The organism is Mycetocola tolaasinivorans, assembly GCF_003667565.1.
Classification (GTDB): Bacteria; Actinomycetota; Actinomycetes; order Actinomycetales; family Microbacteriaceae; genus Mycetocola; species Mycetocola tolaasinivorans.
This window is the reverse complement of the sequence record NZ_RCUX01000003.1, coordinates 1-15959: the sequence shown is the minus strand read 5'-3', so window position 1 is coordinate 15959 and position 15959 is coordinate 1. Positions and strand designations below refer to the sequence as shown.

18 protein-coding genes and 1 tRNA gene are annotated in these 15959 nt (G+C 66.0%); 2 read left to right on the top strand and 17 right to left on the bottom strand.

Going from position 1 to position 15959, the window contains the following annotated elements; all coding sequences use genetic code 11:
- Positions 1 to 9 precede the first annotated feature (9 nt).
- From D9V32_RS03790 to D9V32_RS16630, 4 genes are all read right to left on the bottom strand, one after another.
- A complete protein-coding gene (locus D9V32_RS03790; RefSeq protein ID WP_121647585.1) occupies positions 10 to 1164 on the bottom strand; it encodes an acyltransferase family protein in 1155 nt (384 codons plus the stop codon).
- Complete coding sequence (locus D9V32_RS03785; RefSeq protein ID WP_245982029.1) at positions 1161 to 2858, bottom strand: FAD-binding oxidoreductase; 1698 nt, start codon at positions 2856 to 2858, stop codon at positions 1161 to 1163. Before D9V32_RS03785 ends, D9V32_RS03790 begins: the two co-directional genes overlap by 4 nt.
- Positions 2859 to 3784: 926 nt before the next feature.
- Positions 3785 to 4153: an RNA polymerase sigma factor gene (locus D9V32_RS03770; protein WP_183086168.1), complete on the bottom strand. Its 369-nt coding sequence runs from the start codon at positions 4151 to 4153 to the stop codon at positions 3785 to 3787.
- Complete coding sequence (locus D9V32_RS16630) at positions 4131 to 4367, bottom strand: sigma factor (protein WP_147440386.1); 237 nt, start codon at positions 4365 to 4367, stop codon at positions 4131 to 4133. The genes D9V32_RS03770 and D9V32_RS16630 overlap by 23 nt, the downstream gene beginning before the upstream one ends.
- A gap of 463 nt (positions 4368 to 4830) precedes the next feature.
- Here D9V32_RS16630 and D9V32_RS03760 point away from each other — a divergent pair, with 463 nt between their 5' ends.
- Positions 4831 to 5889: a hypothetical protein gene (locus D9V32_RS03760; protein WP_121647579.1), complete on the top strand. Its 1059-nt coding sequence runs from the start codon at positions 4831 to 4833 to the stop codon at positions 5887 to 5889.
- A 447-nt stretch (positions 5890 to 6336) separates the two neighbouring features.
- Here the strand turns inward: D9V32_RS03760 and D9V32_RS03750 are convergent, their stop codons facing one another.
- From D9V32_RS03750 to D9V32_RS03745, 3 genes are all read right to left on the bottom strand, one after another.
- Positions 6337 to 6609: a hypothetical protein gene (locus D9V32_RS03750; protein WP_147440385.1), complete on the bottom strand. Its 273-nt coding sequence runs from the start codon at positions 6607 to 6609 to the stop codon at positions 6337 to 6339.
- A 92-nt stretch (positions 6610 to 6701) separates the two neighbouring features.
- On the bottom strand, positions 6702 to 6941 hold the full coding sequence (locus D9V32_RS16550) for a LysR substrate-binding domain-containing protein (protein WP_281272121.1): 240 nt from the start codon (positions 6939 to 6941) through the stop codon (positions 6702 to 6704).
- Positions 6877 to 7626, bottom strand: coding sequence for a LysR family transcriptional regulator (locus D9V32_RS03745; RefSeq protein ID WP_281272120.1), 750 nt, complete (start codon positions 7624 to 7626; stop codon positions 6877 to 6879). Before D9V32_RS03745 ends, D9V32_RS16550 begins: the two co-directional genes overlap by 65 nt.
- 86 nt (positions 7627 to 7712) lie before the next feature.
- Here D9V32_RS03745 and D9V32_RS03740 point away from each other — a divergent pair, with 86 nt between their 5' ends.
- Positions 7713 to 8855, top strand: a complete 1143-nt coding sequence (locus D9V32_RS03740; protein ID WP_121647576.1) for a TDT family transporter — start codon at positions 7713 to 7715, stop codon at positions 8853 to 8855.
- 32 nt (positions 8856 to 8887) lie between these two features.
- On the opposite strand, the gene D9V32_RS03735 is transcribed toward D9V32_RS03740, so the two are convergent.
- From D9V32_RS03735 to D9V32_RS03690, 10 genes are all read right to left on the bottom strand, one after another.
- Positions 8888 to 8960, bottom strand: a tRNA-Ala gene (locus D9V32_RS03735).
- A gap of 114 nt (positions 8961 to 9074) precedes the next feature.
- On the bottom strand, positions 9075 to 9455 hold the full coding sequence (gene rsfS / locus D9V32_RS03730) for a ribosome silencing factor (RefSeq protein ID WP_121647575.1): 381 nt from the start codon (positions 9453 to 9455) through the stop codon (positions 9075 to 9077).
- Between the two features lie 28 nt (positions 9456 to 9483).
- A complete protein-coding gene (locus D9V32_RS03725) occupies positions 9484 to 10830 on the bottom strand; it encodes a hypothetical protein (RefSeq protein ID WP_183086167.1) in 1347 nt (448 codons plus the stop codon).
- A complete protein-coding gene (nadD, locus tag D9V32_RS03720; RefSeq protein ID WP_121647573.1) occupies positions 10827 to 11426 on the bottom strand; it encodes a nicotinate-nucleotide adenylyltransferase in 600 nt (199 codons plus the stop codon). Before nadD ends, D9V32_RS03725 begins: the two co-directional genes overlap by 4 nt.
- Positions 11427 to 11440: 14 nt before the next feature.
- Complete coding sequence (locus tag D9V32_RS03715; RefSeq protein WP_121647572.1) at positions 11441 to 11635, bottom strand: hypothetical protein; 195 nt, start codon at positions 11633 to 11635, stop codon at positions 11441 to 11443.
- 52 nt (positions 11636 to 11687) lie between these two features.
- On the bottom strand, positions 11688 to 12962 hold the full coding sequence (locus D9V32_RS03710) for a glutamate-5-semialdehyde dehydrogenase (protein WP_121647571.1): 1275 nt from the start codon (positions 12960 to 12962) through the stop codon (positions 11688 to 11690).
- Positions 12963 to 13054: 92 nt separating this feature from the next.
- Positions 13055 to 13843, bottom strand: a complete 789-nt coding sequence (gene proB / locus D9V32_RS03705) for a glutamate 5-kinase (protein ID WP_121647570.1) — start codon at positions 13841 to 13843, stop codon at positions 13055 to 13057.
- A 6-nt stretch (positions 13844 to 13849) separates the two neighbouring features.
- A complete protein-coding gene (obgE, locus tag D9V32_RS03700; protein WP_121647569.1) occupies positions 13850 to 15466 on the bottom strand; it encodes a GTPase ObgE in 1617 nt (538 codons plus the stop codon).
- Positions 15467 to 15590: 124 nt separating this feature from the next.
- Entirely contained in the window at positions 15591 to 15848 is a 258-nt protein-coding gene (gene rpmA / locus D9V32_RS03695) for a 50S ribosomal protein L27 (RefSeq protein ID WP_030143781.1), read from the bottom strand.
- Positions 15849 to 15869: 21 nt separating this feature from the next.
- Positions 15870 to 15959, bottom strand: a 90-nt coding sequence (locus tag D9V32_RS03690) for a bL21 family ribosomal protein (RefSeq protein WP_183086166.1), incomplete at its 5' end; no start/stop codon positions are given.

Here is a 15959-nt window from a genome sequence, read left to right as displayed (position 1 = left end):
GGGTGGCGCTTAGGACCCGGCGCCGGATGGAACGGGGCGGCGTGGGCGGGCGAAGCGGTCCATCATCGGCTTTTCAACGAGGGCATAGAGCGCCCAACCTGCGAGCAGCGTCCAGACGAAGAACGCGAGGATCAGGAGCACCGCAATCGGGGTGGGATAGACGACGCCGTTCATCTGCTGTCTCACCCAGAAGATGGTGATGCCCTGAACCAGGTAGAAACCAAATGAGATGTTCCCGAGCCACTGCAGCGGCGCGGAGGCAAGGAGGCCTCGGTGACCGGCGGCATCCCGCGCGGCAGCGGTCGCGATGAGTACCGTCACCGGGATGATCGTGGCCACGCTGAAGGACCAGACAAACGGCACCGTGTTTGCCGCCACATACCCGGCGACCGCGAGTAACAGCACCGGCCACCGACGCTGCAGCGGCCAGCGCCCGGCGAGCACGATGCGCGCGGCGATGGCTCCGAGCAAAAACTCGGGAAGCCGAGTCGGCGGGAAGAGGTAGCCGAACCAGAATTGGGAGGAGGACACCGGGGTCAGCGCGGAGACCGGGGTGTCGGGGATCAGGGTGAGGGTGGTGATCTGGAGAAGTACCATGACGCCGATCAGGGCCGCCGCCGCATACCAGAGGCCGGTGCCCGTGATCCGCAGGATGACCGGCAGGAATACCGGAAACAGCAGGTAAAAGAGCAGCTCGCTGCTGAGCGTCCAGGCGGGCGGATTAACCGCGACGTTGACCGCCTCATCCGCCGAGAACGCGTGGAGGAGCACGCCGCTGAGGATCGAGGCGTGGAGCGGGGTGAACGCGGCGGCGAACAGCAGGAGTGACAGCGCCCAGGTAACGAGGTGGTTCGGGAAAAGCTTGAGGATTCGACGTCGCCAAAAGGCACCGGGACGCTCGCCCGGTTTTGCCGCCCAGGTCAGTAAAAAGCCGCTCAGGACAAAAAAGAATGACACCCCGATGTAGCCGGTGGCCCGAAACACGCGGCTGGTCACCCGCGCCACGTCGTCATCGGCAAAGAGGGTGATGGGGTCGTTCGGTGGGATGGGTGAGGCCGTCAGCGTGATGTGGAAACCGAAGACCAGCAGTGCCGCAAAAAAGCGCAGGGCGGTGAGCGAGGGCAGCGGCGGTGCACGCAGAACGGATCCGGGATGCGGCGTCATGGCAGTTCTATCGCGAGTGAGTGCGTGAAGAAGTTCCAGGGATCCCAGGTTTTCTTTGCCCGCTGGAGGCGAGGATAGTTGCCCTGAAAGTACAGTTCCGACCAGTGCATCCCCGAGCGGTTGTGGCGCACGTCGGCAATATCGCTATCCGGATAGTTGATGTAGCAGCCATCGACCCGATCATCGGGCACCGGGACGCCGCCGGAATGGGCAAACATCGCCTCATAGGTTTCTCGAACCCAGGCGAGGTGGTGGGCGTCATCCTTCGCGTCGCTCCAGAAGGTTTGCAGGCAGATCTTGAAGATAGAGTCCCGCTGCACGTTGGCGGTTGCTGAGCGTTTCACCGCGTTGACCGCACCACCGAAGGAGAAGATGACGAGCATCGTGTCTGGATTTGTAAACCCCGGGTCGCGCATTTGCCGCCAGAGAACACCCACCTGGGCCTCCGTGAAGCGCTTCTTGAAGTAGGCGGACTTGTGCGCGCCCCGACTATTCGGATCGGTGATGACCGGGTTGTCCGCACCGACCGTGCGCGTGGCCTGAAGCCAGGAGAGTTCTCGGGTGGTGTGAAAGCCCGGCATTGCCGGCAGCTCGCCGCTGGGCGCGGTCATGGCCCGGGTTTCGACGTTCACGCCGTCGGTGATGCGCGCGATGAAGCGTTCGAGGACGCCGGTGGCATCCGGGGCGTCGGCGTCGATCTGGGTGAACATCCCGATGCTGCCGTGGGCCGCATGGTTGAGGTTGAACAGGCTGGAGAGCGCGGTTTCCGGCGTACCGGGACCGCCAAACTCCTCGTGCCAGGCACCCCAGTTGTCGAGTATCCGGCGAAATGCGCGCTCATCCATCGACTCCCAGGGAAACGAGAGCGCATTCACCAGCACCCGTGCCGGCGCGCGCACCAGCTGGTTCTCGGGCTTCGATCCGGTGGCATCGGGTGAGCGAAACCAGTACTTGGTGACGACCCCGAAGCTGCCCCCGCCGCCGCCCGTATGCGCCCACCAGAGATCCCTGAGCGCGCCGCGGGAATCGCGCGTGGCTACCCGCAGGGAGGCGCGGCCGCGGACATCCACCGTGACCACCTCGATCGCGTACAGGTGATCCACGACGAGCCCGTGTGCCCGCGACAGCAGCCCGTATCCCCCGCCGACGATGTGGCCGCCCGCGCCGACGCTGTAACAGATGCCGCCGGGAATCGTGACACCCCAGCGTTTTGCGAGCTGCTCGTAGACGTGCAGGAGGCGTGCGCCGGGCTCGACGACAAACGCGCGCATCCGTTCGTCATAGTCGACACCGACCATGGTGGAGAGGTCGAGGATCACCTCGACATCGGGGTGGCAGACAAAATCGACGAAACAGTGCCCACCGCTGCGGATCGACACCCGCTTTCCCGCGTCGACGGCGGTTTGGACCGCCCGTCTGGCATCCTCCGCGCTCGCGATGAGGCGCACATACTCGGGGTCGGCGGTAAACCGCACGTTGTTGCCCGTCCGCAGATCCGAATATCGGGAGTCTCCGGGGCGAATCACCACTCCCCGGGACCGAATGCCCTGCACGATCGGCGGGGTCGCGGCGGCGGGCTGGGCGGTGGCGCCCACCGCCAGTGCTCCCGCGGCCGCGGCCCCCACGGAGGCGAGGAGAAATGAGCGTCGGCCCAGGGCGTTTTGGGGCGCATCTTCGGCGGAATTCTCGTGCACGGCGTCTTCCTGTGGAAACATGGCGATGCCCTCCCGGGAGCCTCGGTGTGCCGCTCACGGCACGCAGCCGGGTGAGGGCGGGCCCGCAATCGTGCGCGACCCTGACACCATTCGACCAGCGGGCGGCGATCGGTACCAGACCCGGGTCAGCCCAGCCAGCGCAATACCAGCCCGAGCGGGGCTAGGCTTCGTGACGGGCGGCACCGCGGCTCGCCCACAACGCAAAACACCCCGTCCGAAGACGGGGTGTTTCTGTGCGAATCGCACGGGGGTGGATGCGATCGAGCGTTGCGGAAACTGGCGACAACCGGTTCAGAAGCTCGTTTCCTCATGGAATCAAGGGATTCAGCGCGGTACCGACGGCGAAGGCGAGGCCGATGCCACTCTCCCAGGCGACGTAATCAATGACGGTCGCCTGCTCGTTGGTCAGGACGACGCTCAATAGCGGATCGGAGAGCTCACAGATCGAGGCACCTGCGCTCAGCGGCAGTTCATCGCCCGCGTACTGTGGCAAGTAGGCGTCGATCTCGGCAGGATCGGTCGGAACCGGATCATCATAACGTGCTCACGCACTCGCCCAGAGCCAGCGTCTCCTCAGCGATCACCGTCCCCGGAGTGGGAAGGCCCTCTGCATCCTGCCCGGGAACCGGGGCGGCCACGGTGAGGAGGAAGTGGACAGTGCCGTCGTCGGCACAGGTCGTCCAATTCCGTTGCGGTTCAACCGATGACGAGACAACGTTCCCTGTCTCGTCGACCTCGACACTCCTCAACACCTATCTCTGGGGTCGGATGCTGCAGAAGAGTTCGGAGTCGTCATTCATCTTCACAATCTCCAGCCCCGCCACGGCGGACTCACTGATTGCCAGCGTCACGAGCGGCGCAGGTACTGCCGCGTGCGCAGAACCACCAGGTCGGCGAGTTCCCGCTCATAAGCCTGACCGTGCGGATGCGGTGCTCAAACTCGTCCATCGATCACCTCGCCTACTATGTTGTTCGGCGTTGCCATCGAGCAGCGTCTTTAGCACGCGGCGTGCACGGTGCAGCTTCACGCGCACACTCACGGGTGAGATACCAAGGATCGCGGCGATCTCGGCACGGGAGAGGTCTTCCCAGTACGCCATGTAGACGATGTTTCGGTCGTCTTCGCGTAAAACGTTCAAGCAACGCTGGATGTCGATCGCATCGTCACCGTCGAGCTGGAAAACAGCATCCCCGGAGAGGCGCCCGACACGCTCGCAGAGCTGGGTGGAGCGCGCGATACGCTGATACTCGTTACCGATCACGTTGCGCAGCACGCAGTACGCAGTACGCCCACGCCAGCGACAGCTCCCCTCCGTCGAGATGATGCGCCCAGGTAATGCGGAACGTCTCCGAGGCGGCGTCCTCCGCATCCGCTACCCTCGCAAGACGTTGTTGAGCGACGGTGAGGATTGCTCGGTAGTGCCGGGAGTAGAACTCCGCGAACAGGTCGACTATTGGCGCGTCAACCTGCGCTAAATCATCGTCCATACCCTGCCCCACCTGTTGTCATCAGCCCGCCGCTGGACCGCCGGTATTTGTTTAGTAGACCACGGTAGCACTTCGCGAACGTGACGGTCCTCATCTCAGGTCTTTGACGCGGCGGGGTGTGCGTTACACCCATCGTGGAGTGAACCTCCTTGAAGCCGCCGATGCCCTTTCCAGCACCCTGCCGTCGTCCAAACCCAGCCAAGGCACAGTGCAGGGAACCGCCGCCAGGAACGTCATTGTTCACAAACTCGGCCGGATTCGCGCCCCCGCGGACGCGAGAGGCGCGAGATTCGGAGATGAGTTTCGCACAGAGAACGGTTGTACTGGGATCATCCCCTGCACCGCTCCGGACGAAAGAAGAAGCGATGTGTAACGCGAGATGGCTCAGCACAAATAACCCAAGTGAGGGGGACGAGTCCGACAAGCCGTCGGCTGGCCTCGATATCCAGATGGGGGTACGCGAATGAAGCGTGCAGTCCGTAAGTTCCGAAACGTCGGCCTTGGGGCGGTGCTCACCGGCGCGCTCATTGCCTGTGTGGCCGTTACTCCGGCGCAGGCGTCCGAGGATGAGACCGCTGCTGACGAGACGACGACGACATCCAGCGCCGTCACCGTAGACACGCTCAGCGTGCTGTCAGACATCGTCGACCTGACGCCCCAGGCCCGCGCTGCACTCAGTACCCTCGTGGGAGAAGCGACCGTGAGCGCAGCACCGGAGGACAGTGTGTTCGACGGCATCGTCGCAACGGAGGCCGGGGCGACCGTGCTCCTGCCTACAGCGGAGGACTCGTCCGCGGCAGTGCTCGGCAGTGAGTCACTCGGGGCACGCGTGCCTGGCGCTGAGGTCACGCGAACCGAAGGCGTGGTGTCGGTGCTAGAGAACAAGAACGAAACTTTCGTCGTCGCTCCGGGCAGCACCGGCGGTGTGCAGTTCATCAACATCGCTACCGAGCACGTCGTGGAGCACAGCTTCGACGTTGAGACATCGATCCCAGAGGGGGCGAGCTGGAGCGTCCTGCCTGACGGTGGGCTGCAACTCATCGATGCCGTGGGCTCGCTCTCCGCGTACGTCGAGACTCCCTGGGCGGTCGACGCCAATGGTGTTTCCCTCCCCACGCACTTCACCGTCGAAGGTGGCATGATCACACAGCACGTCGACACGAGCAATGCCACTTTCCCTGTCGTCTCCGACCCCTCGATTTGGACGGTGGCGGAGTGCCTTGGTAGTATCGCGCTCCTCATCGGCTTCGCCGCCGCAAAGATGGCGACAGTGATCGCGAAGATCGCCACAGTCATCAAGAAGACGACTACTCTGGTTAACAAATGGAAGGCCGCCATCGGCTCCGCAAACTTCTCGGCCGCCGAGTTCAAAACGTTCGCCGGTCTACTGCAGGGCTGGATGAACAACACGTTGACGGCGGCGAAGCGTACCAAGGTAAACGCCCTGATGAATGCGGCTGGAGCCACGCTTCTTACGATCGTGGGGCTCGAGGCATGCTGGAAATGGTACAAGAACGGCTGACGCGCCGAAACCTTCATCCACCACGCTGCGAACGAGAGAATGCAATGCCAATCACACACTTCATCGCGATACCACTACTGATCCTGTTGGCGCTCTACCTAGGGTTCCAGGTTGCCCGGCTCCAGCGCAGACCGCGCGCGCGAGGCAACAGTCAACCACCGAGACACCCGTCGGCGAAGTCACTTGCTTGGACTGCGGTGTTTGTCCTGGCGTTCACCCTCATCCTCACGGAGCGCGCAGTGCTGCCTCCGCTCTGGTTGCAGCTCGTCGTGCTGACTATTGCTCCGCTCGCGGTTGGTTACGTGGCCGGGCTAATCGCGTCGACGCGAGGTGCGCAAAAACCCAGGTGAGCTACTGTGGGGCGGGATGCGCCGCTGGTGATTGGCCTCCCCCGCCCCCGCAGTTGCAGTGTGAGCCGCAAGTAGGCGCAGGCTCAGCGCTACATGCTCACGTTGGGCCCGTCGTAACGGGGGCCGCTGTGGCGTGAGAGTGACGCGCGGCGCTGGTGTTCGCGTTCCGCGAGCCTGAGCGGGCGTCGAGAAAGGCGCTGGGGTACTTACACACGGTCTCTTCGCCGAAGATGATGACGATGACCTCGCCGGGGGCCACGTCCAGGTTCACGTCCCGGAGGACCGTGCGCTCGGCGTCTGCACGACTCGCACCGGCGAAGGACTTCGTGACGCTGTCAAAGCGTACTCGGGCGGCGGTACTGGCAGGCACGGGACTCGTCTCGGTCGTCGGCATCGGGGACATCCGCCTAGCGGATTAGAGTCCAAGCTATCCACTCGCCGCGAGCGGTCCGTCACGAAACGTCATCTAGCGGCGCAGCACGCCCGTTTGCTCGCCCCCGGTGCCTGGGCGATCACCTCCAGGAGGGTCCGCGCCGGGGCCGAGAGTTCGGTGCCGCGGGCCCAGACTACGCTGAGGGGCCGGGTGATGCGCATTTCACGCATCGGAACCCGCACCAGCGTGCCGTTCTCGATTGCGTCAGCAACGGCGAGCACGCTCAGCACGGCAGGGGCATCCCCCGCGGCCACCGTGGCGCGAACCATCGCGGTGGTGGGGAGTACCGCGGCGGATTGCAGTGTGGACCAGTGCGTCGCCGAGTGCGCGATTCAGCGCCTCACGCGTTCCCGACCCCTCCTCTCGCACCACGAGTGGACGAGCGGCAAGCTCCTCGGGGGTGATTCCGGAAGTGCGACGCGCCCATGGGTGGCTGGGGGCCACCACGACGATGAGTTCATCCGTGGCAATCCACCGGAAGTCCAACCCCGCCGGCACCTCGGGCGACTCGATAAAGCCGATCTCCGCGGAGCCCTCCCGCACGCGTGTGGCCACCGTGGCACTGTTTGCGGCGGTGAGTTCGGCCCGCGTTGTGCCCGCGGCGCGCAGGCGATGCAGCCACTCCGGTACCAGATACTCGGCGATGGTAAGGCTGGCGGCGATGCGCAATGGTGCCGGATCCGTTCGGGTCAGGGTGTGAACTGATTCCGCGAAGGAGTCTGCCGCCGAAACCACCTCCGCGGCCCATCCGGCGACCACCGTGCCCTCCGGAGTCATGGTGGATCCGCGCGGAGAACGCCGCACCAGGGCAATGCCGAGCCGGGATTCCAGCGTGCGGATGCGAACGGACACCGCCTGTTGTGTGACCCCGAGGCGTCCAGCGGCCGCTGAAAGGCTCCCGCTCTCGGCTACCGCGACGAGCATCCGCAGTGCTGCCGTGTCGATCTCCCCCATCGGGAACCCCCAGTCACAAACAGGCGTTGTATGTACCCAATGTTATCCCCCTACTCCCCCTCGTGCGCCCCGAGAAGGATGGAACCATGACCCTCACTCGAGCCCCTTCCCCCTCCCGGACCCGCATCGCCCAGATACCGCCGACAGTGCAAAACCTCACCCCCAATTGGTTTGCCACGGTCATGGGGACCGGAATCGTGGCCACGGCCGCCGCGACACTCCCCCAGCGCACACCCTGGCTTCTCGAGGCGGCACGTGTCGTGTGGGTGCTCACGGCGCTCGTGCTGATCACGCTCACCATTGCCACGGTGCGTCACCACGCACGGTATCCGGGTGTCGCCCGCAGCCACCATCGACACCCGGTGTTTGCGCACTTCTACGGCGCGATCCCCATGGCCGTGCTCACCGTCGGTTCCGGTGCGCTCCTCCTCGGTGAACCGATCCTGGGCGACGCCCGGCTCCCCGCGGCCTGGACCTGCTGGATTCTCGGCACCGTTCTCGGCATCGCCTGCGCGGCACTCATCCCCCTGCTGAGCTTCACCGGTGCCCTCCGTCTCCGCGCCGAGGACGCCTTCGGTGGGTGGCTGATGTCCGTGGTTCCGCCCATGGTGTCAGCTACCGGCGGTGCGCTGCTCGCGCCCACGCTCCCCACCGCCGGGCAGCGCGTGTCCCTCATGCTGGTCTGCGCCGCACTGTTTGGGATGAGCATGATCGCCTCGCTCATCATCATCGGGTTCATCTGGATGCGCCTCCTGCGGCACGGTGTCGGGGCGTCGGCCGGCGTTCCCACGCTCTGGATTGTGCTAGGGCCCCTCGGACAGTCGGTCACCGCGGTGACCGCGCTGGCTGCAGCCGCTCACGGGACGCTCGCCCCGGAGCACGCAAGCGTCGCAGACGTGCTCGCTGTCGCCTGGGGCGTCCCCGTCCTGGGGTTCGCGCTGCTCTGGGCCGTCATCGCCGGAACGATCACCGTGCGCACGCTGCGCAGCGGCCTCCCGTTCTCGCTCACCTGGTGGTCCCTCACCTTCCCCGTGGGCACCTGTGTCACCGGACTCAGCGGACTCGCGGCACGCACGGGCTCCCCCGTACTCGCGACCCTCGCACTGTGCGGATACGTGGTGCTGGTGTGCGCCTGGGCGATCGTGGCGGTGCGGACGCTCCGCGGCGCGCTCATCACCCGAGCACTCCTCGCCGCACCCGTCCCACAAACGCAAAACACCCCGTCCTGAGACGGGGTGTTTCTGTGCGAATCGCACCGGGGTGGATCTGAGGGGACTCGAACCCCTGACCCCCTGCATGCCATGCAGGTGCGCTACCAGCTGCGCCACAGACCCGGATTGTTATTTACTCGGCCGTGGCCTCGTGTTCAACATGTTTAGATTACAACACGAGGCCACGGCGAGAAAAATCGGACACGCCGCGCGGGCGCGTCGCCCGCGCGAATGCCACTACTGGGTGATGTCTACCGGCTCCGGCAGGGTGATCTCGATCTGCGGGCAGTCCTTCCACAGGCGCTCGAGATCGTAGTAGGAACGCTCTTCGTCGTGGAACACGTGGACGACCAGCGAACCGAAGTCCAGCAGGACCCAGCGGCCACCGGCGCGACCCTCGCGACGCTTGGTCTTGATGCCGGCCTCGTTGAGCTTGTCCTCAACCTCGCCGGCGATCGCGATCACGTTGCGCTCGTTGCGTCCGGTGACGATCAGGAATGCGTCCACAAAGGGAAGCGGCTGGGAAACATCCAGCGCCAACAGCTCGGAGCCGCCCTTCGCATCCGCGGCCGCGGCGGCGATCTGAATCGCGTCGACGACGGGAAGTTCGGAAGTCATAGATACCTTTCGGTGGGTGTGGGTGGGTCTAGATGGACCCGGAAACAATGGCGACGATCACCACGGCCACGAGGGCCACGGCCAGCACGCCGGCGGTGATCGACAGCACCATCAGGAGACGATTGTTCTTGGCGGGAGCGGGCGGGGCGATCACGTCGCGGGTTGCGGCGTGTGAGCTCACCGCGCGACTCGCCGAGACCGGGTTTCCCGCGGTCACGGGCTGAGGATCTTCGTCGTGATCGAACATGGTGTCCAGATCGCCCTTTTCAAAGCGGTTCTGGCCGGTGTTGCTGAGGCTACCCGGAAGATCAATTGTACCGGTGACAATGACCTCTCCAGAACCCAGCACCGGGCCGCTCAGCGGACCGCTTCCGGGCACGGAGGGCAGGATCAGGGCGTTTGTGGTCGGTGAGCTTCCACCGGTGGTGTCGACGCCGCGGGCGATGATGTCATCAAACGCCCCGGTGTTGTGCTGCGCGGCCGGCGCGAGACCAAAGCCCTCGCCCAGTCGCGGCATGGCGATGGTCTCGTCGAGGGCGGGCGCCGCGGGCGTGATGCCCAGGGTCGACAGCGTGGCATCCGACACCGGACGGGCCTGTGCGGCACGCTCCTCGGCGGCGCGCTCGGCTGCCCGAGCCCGCTCCTCCGCTACGCGACGGCTCTCGGCCTCGGCGGCGGCTTCGGCGGCGGCCTTTTCCGCCTCGTCCTTGCGGGAGGCCTTCTTCTTGGCACGCTTACTACGGCCACTCTCCTGCTCGGAGGCCAGGCGCGCGGCCTCAGCCACGCGGGCAGCCTCGGCGGCCTCACGTTCGCGGCGCGCGGCGCTTTCGCGGGCGGCCTTTTCTGCGGCAACCCGCTCGACCTCGGCGCGAACCGCGGCGGCACTGGCCTCGGCCTCGGCGGCGCGATCGCGCACGGGCGGCGCGGGAATGGGTGCGGTAGCCGCACGCGGCGGCTCGGCACGGGGCACAACACGCTCGGTCACGCGCCCGGATTCGGCGGCGCGGGCATCCGCGGCGGTACCGGTTCCGCGTGCGCGCTCAAGATCGCGCAGCTGACGACGGGTGAGCGTCACCCCGCTGCGCTCGGCCTCAAGGAGGGCACGAATCGCGCCGGCATCGAGCGGGGCGGTGTTGTTCGTGCTGGTGTTTGTGTACGGCGACGCGGCCTGGGTGGCGGACGGCGCGGCGGGCACCACCGGGGCGGCGGGCTCGGCGACAGGAGCGACCGGCTCGGCGGGCGGAACCGCGGGTGCGCGGCGCGCAGCCGGCGGGGTCTCTGCCTCCGGTACGCGCGGAACCTGAGCCGTCTGACCCTGCGCGCGCTCGCGCAGTTCGCGCCGCGACAGCGGCTTATCGTCGGATGATGTACTCATGCATTACTCCGATACAGGTGGTGTTTGCTGATGTACTGAACGACGCCGTCCGGTACGAGATACCAGACCGGGGAGCCGTCCTTGACTCGGGCCCGACAGTCGGTGGAGGAAATCGCCATGGCGGGCACCTCGAGCACGGCTACCTCCTTGTTCGGGAGAGCCTCCTCGGTGAGCACGTGGCCGGGCCGGGTGACGGCGACAAACTTCGCCAGCGACCACAGTTCGTCCACGTCTTTCCAACCCAGAATCTGCTGGACGGCATCCGCGCCCGAGATGAAGTACAGGTCGGAATCGGGCCGTTCACGCTGCAGATCGCGCAGGGTGTCGATGGTGAAGGTGGGACCCTCGCGATCCAGATCGACCCGGCTTACGGTGAAGCGGGGGTTGGAGGCGGTGGCAATCACCGTCATGAGGTAGCGGTGCTCCCCCTCGGTCACGCGGCTCTTTTGCCACGGCCGACCGGTGGGGACAAACACCACCTCGTCCAGGTCGTACGACTGTGCTACCTCACTCGCGGCCACGAGGTGGCCGTGATGGATCGGGTCAAAGGTTCCACCCATGACCCCGATCCGTGGGCGCCGTGTACCGGCCTGCATCCTGACAGCCTCCGTTAGTGGTGGCTACCGGCACCCGGCTGTGCGGCCGGCTTCTGGCTGTGACGGTTCGCGACGTCGCGGTAGGTGAAGGTGGTCACACCGAGGATGGTGAACACAACCAGCGCAACCACGCCATACATAAAGCTGGGCATGGGCAGTTCTACGTGCGCGGCCTCAGCAGCGGAAACGAGGATCGTCGAGATCGACATCAGTTCTCCAATTCACAGTTCGGGCAAGAATCGCCTCGGACCAGTCTAACGGTTAGTTGCGGGCCTGACCCGCGCCACGCACGATCCACTTGGTGCTGGTGAGCTCGGAGAGTCCCATCGGACCGCGTGCGTGCAGCTTCTGGGTCGAGATGCCGACCTCGGCGCCAAAGCCGAATTCTCCCCCATCGGTGAAGCGGGTCGAGGCGTTGACCATGACAACCGCGGAGTCGACCTCGGCGAGGAAGCGCTCGGAGGTGCGAACATCCTCGGTGATGATCGACTCGGTGTGTCCGGTCGAGTGGGCACGAATATGGGCCAGGGCCTCGTCGATGTCGTCGACAATCTTGACGCCCAGGGTGAGGGTCATGTGCTCGGTTCCCCAGGTTTCCTCGGTGGCGAGCTCGGCCGCGGGATACAGCTCACGGGTGCGCTCATCCGCGAGCAAACGCACGCCCGAGCGGGTCAGGGCGTCGAGAACGCCGGGGAGCACGCGTTCGGCGGCGGCACGGTGCACCAGCACCGTATCAACGGCGTTGCAGACGCTCGGGCGCTGCACCTTGGCGTTGTGGACGATGTCGATCGCCCAGTCGAGGCGGGCCGACTCGTCGAGGAAGATGTGCACGACGCCGGCTCCGGTCTCGATAACCGGCACCTTGGCGGTGTTCAGCACCGCCTGGATGAGCGAGGCACTGCCGCGCGGGATCAGCACGTCAACGAGGCCGCGGGCGGCCATCAGGGCATTGGCTCCGGCGCGGCCGAAATCGTCAACGCTGGCAATTGCATCCGGATTGAGGCCGTTGGCCGCCACGCCGTCGCGCAGCACCTGTACGAGCACCCGGTTGGAGTTTTCGGCCGCGGTGCCGCCGCGCAGGGCGATGGCGTTTCCGCTCTTGATCGCGAGGGCCGCGATGTCGATGGTGACGTTCGGACGCGCCTCGTAGATGGCACCGATCACGCCGAAGGGGACCCGCACCTGGTCGAGCTTGATGCCGTTGGGCAGGGTGCTGCCGCGCACGGTCTGGCCGAGGGGGTCCGGCAGGACGGCGATCTCGCGCACGGCGCGCGCGAGGGCGGCGATCCGCGGGGCGTCCAGACGGAGGCGATCAAGCAGGCCGGCACCGATGTTCGCACGTTCGCCCGCCTCGAGGTCGAGGGCGTTGGCGGCGATGATGCGCTCGGTGGAGGCCTCGATGCCGGCGGCGATTGATTCCAACACCGCGTTGCGGAGGTTGCCGTTGGCGATGGCCAGGCCGCGGGCGGCCTCTCGGCTCGCGCGCAGGCGCTCAAAAACGGCGGACTCTACCTGATCGGCGCTGACTTCACTCATGCCGATAGTGTAGCGACTCCACCCGGGCGTGCGTCACCCAGATGACAAACCCGGTCATCGGTGCAGGGCGTGTGGGAACGCACGAATGAACCCTACGCCTGCGGGCGCGGCTCAAACCAGGTGCCGAGGTTCTCACCGTTCAGGGCGCGGGCAACGTTCGGGGTTGAGGTGATCAGCACCGCGGTACCGCTGTCGGCGGCGAGGCGCGCGGCGGAGGCCTTGGTGGCCGCTCCCCCGGTGCCCACACCGGCCTTGCCGGGCTCACCAAACTCCACACCCTCGAGTTCGGCACCAAACGGCACCAGCGGGATGGGCTCGGCTCCGGGCTCGCTCGGCGGGCGGGTGTACAGGCACTCGATGTCCGACAGCAGCACGAGGGCGTCCGCCCCGATCAGGCGCGCCACCATCGAGGCGAGGTGGTCGTTGTCGCCGAAGCGGATCTCGTGGGTGGCCACGGTATCGTTTTCGTTGACGATGGGGAGGATGCGCAGGCTGAGTAGCCGTGACATCGCCCGCTGCGCGTTGACGCGGTGGGCGTCGAGCGCGAGGTCGTTGGCGGAGAGCAGCACCTGCCCGGCGATGATGCCGTGGCGGTCAAGCTCCTCCTGATAGCGGTGGATCAGCTGATTCTGCCCGACCGCGGCCGCCGCCTGCTGGGTAGCAAGGTCGGTCGGCCGGCGGTCGAGGTTCAGGAATGGCAGACCCGTGGCGATGGCGCCCGAGGACACCAGGACGATCTCGGTACCGCGCCCATAAGCCGCCGCGAGGGCGTCCACGAGCGGGGTGATCTGGGCGACGTTATCGCCGCTGATCGAGGAGGATCCCACCTTCACAACCACGCGGCGGGCGCCACGCAGTTCGGCACGGTTCTGCAGGGTCACGCGGTTTTACTCGCTTTCACCGCGGAGCTGAATAACCTCAACCCCGTGGTCGTCGTCGAAATCGCCGTCCTCATCGTCGTAGTCAACGGTGCCATCAGCGAGAATCGCATCCTCGGCGATTTCCGCGTCCACGTCCCAGAAGCCGGTCTCGCCCTCGCGGCGGAGCTCCTGACGAGCCTCCTCCTTGGCGTCCATTCGGTCGAGGTAGTCGGCGCGACGCTGCTTGGCGGTGGGGCGGTGCAGCTGGTCGAGGCGGGGGTCGGTTCCACGCGGGGTCGCGATCTCGGCGGAGGAACTCATGGTGGGCTCCCAGTCGAAGACCACGCCGTCACCGGTACCGATGACCACGGTGGATCCGGCTACCGCACCGGCCTTAAACAGGCCGTCTTCCACGCCGAGCTTGTGCAGGCGGTCGGCCAGGTAACCCACGGCCTCATCGTTGTTGAAGTCGGTCTGCTGCACCCAGCGCCACGGCTTTTCACCGAGCACGCGGTAGAGGTTTCCGTAGGAGCCGCCCTCCACACGGATCTGGAAGCCCGAGCGGTCCACGGCCTTGGGACGCAGCACGATGCGAGGCGAAGCCTCGATCGCGGCCACAACCTCGGCGCGGGACTCCTCGACCAGCTCGCCCAGGGCGTAGTTCAGCTGGGTCAGGCCCTCGCGACTCACGGCGGAGATGAGGAACACGCGGTAGCCGCGCGCCTCGAGGTCCGCCTTCACGAACTCGGCGAGTTCGCGCGCCTCGGGGACGTCGATCTTGTTCAGGGCGATGAGCTGCGGACGCTCGGTCAGCGGCTTCTGACCCTCGGGGACCGGGTAGGCCTCCAGCTCACCGAGGATGATGTCGAGGTCGCTGATGGGGTCGCGACCCGGCTCCAGGGTGCCGCAGTCGAGCACGTGCAGCAGGGCGGCGCAGCGCTCGACGTGGCGCAGGAACTCGAGGCCGAGTCCGCGACCCTCGCTGGCACCCTCGATCAGTCCGGGGACGTCGGCGATGGTGTAGCGGGTGTTGCCCGAGTCGACCACACCGAGGTTGGGGTGCAGGGTCGTGAAGGGGTAGTCGGCGATCTTCGGCTTGGCCGCGGACATCGCCGCGATCAGGCTCGACTTACCGGCCGACGGGTAGCCCACGAGCGCCACATCGGCGACGGTCTTGAGTTCAAGAACGAGGTCGCGCTCAACACCCGGGGTGCCAAGAAGCGCGAATCCGGGGGCCTTGCGCTTGGAGTTGGCGAGGCCGTTGTTACCGAGACCACCGTGGCCACCCTCGGCCGCGACGAAGCGGTCGCCGGCCTGAGTCAGGTCAACCAAAACCTCGCCCTCGAGGGTCTTGACGACGGTGCCCAGCGGAACCGGCAGCACCAGTTCCTCACCGTTGGTACCGCCGCGGTAGTCACCCATACCCGGGCCACCGTTGTCCGAGCGACGGTGCGGGGAGCGGTGGTAGGCCAGCAGGGTGGTGGTGTTGGGGTCGGCCACGAGAACGATGTCACCACCGCTGCCGCCGGGGCCACCATCGGGCCCGCCCAGCGGCTTGAACTTCTCGCGCTTTACCGAGACGCAACCATCGCCGCCGTTACCGGCGTTGAGGTGGAGAGTGATCTGATCGACAAACGTGGTCACGGTCTGTACCCCTTGTAGAAAATGCGCGGGATCTCGCGCGAAAGCAGGTTCTCCGAAGGTTCCCGGAAAACACGTGAGGGGTAAGCCGAAGCTCACCCCTCACATAATGTAGCGGAAACGCGACTTAGGCGTCGACCGCCACGATGTTGACGACCTTCCGGCCACCCTTTGCACCGAACTCAACCGAGCCAGCTGCGAGGGCGAACAGGGTGTCATCGCCACCACGGCCCACGTTCACACCGGGGTGGAAGTGGGTTCCGCGCTGACGCACGATGATCTCGCCTGCGTTGACGGTCTGGCCGCCGAAACGCTTTACACCGAGACGCTGAGCGTTCGAGTCACGACCGTTGCGAGTGGAGCTCGCACCCTTCTTATGTGCCATTAGAGGATCTCCTTGCCGTCTCTACTTGATGCCGGTGATCTTGAGGCGGGTGAGCTCCTGACGGTGGCCCTGACGCTTCTTGTAACCGGTCTTGTTCTTGAACTTCTGGAT

What these genes read in the sequence shown, in the direction of transcription:
- D9V32_RS03790 (WP_121647585.1), bottom strand. Translation starts at nt 1,164, where the DNA reads ATGACGCCGCATCCCGGATCCGTTCTGCGTGCACCGCCGCTGCCCTCG.
- D9V32_RS16630 (WP_147440386.1), bottom strand. Translation starts at nt 4,367, where the DNA reads ATGGACGATGATTTAGCGCAGGTTGACGCGCCAATAGTCGACCTGTTC.
- D9V32_RS03760 (WP_121647579.1), top strand. Translation starts at nt 4,831, where the DNA reads ATGAAGCGTGCAGTCCGTAAGTTCCGAAACGTCGGCCTTGGGGCGGTG.
- D9V32_RS16550 (WP_281272121.1), bottom strand. Translation starts at nt 6,941, where the DNA reads ATGGTTCGCGCCACGGTGGCCGCGGGGGATGCCCCTGCCGTGCTGAGC.
- D9V32_RS03745 (WP_281272120.1), bottom strand. Translation starts at nt 7,626, where the DNA reads ATGGGGGAGATCGACACGGCAGCACTGCGGATGCTCGTCGCGGTAGCC.
- D9V32_RS03740 (WP_121647576.1), top strand. Translation starts at nt 7,713, where the DNA reads ATGACCCTCACTCGAGCCCCTTCCCCCTCCCGGACCCGCATCGCCCAG.
- rsfS (WP_121647575.1), bottom strand. Translation starts at nt 9,455, where the DNA reads ATGACTTCCGAACTTCCCGTCGTCGACGCGATTCAGATCGCCGCCGCG.
- D9V32_RS03725 (WP_183086167.1), bottom strand. Translation starts at nt 10,830, where the DNA reads ATGAGTACATCATCCGACGATAAGCCGCTGTCGCGGCGCGAACTGCGC.
- nadD (WP_121647573.1), bottom strand. Translation starts at nt 11,426, where the DNA reads ATGCAGGCCGGTACACGGCGCCCACGGATCGGGGTCATGGGTGGAACC.
- D9V32_RS03715 (WP_121647572.1), bottom strand. Translation starts at nt 11,635, where the DNA reads ATGTCGATCTCGACGATCCTCGTTTCCGCTGCTGAGGCCGCGCACGTA.
- D9V32_RS03710 (WP_121647571.1), bottom strand. Translation starts at nt 12,962, where the DNA reads ATGAGTGAAGTCAGCGCCGATCAGGTAGAGTCCGCCGTTTTTGAGCGC.
- rpmA (WP_030143781.1), bottom strand. Translation starts at nt 15,848, where the DNA reads ATGGCACATAAGAAGGGTGCGAGCTCCACTCGCAACGGTCGTGACTCG.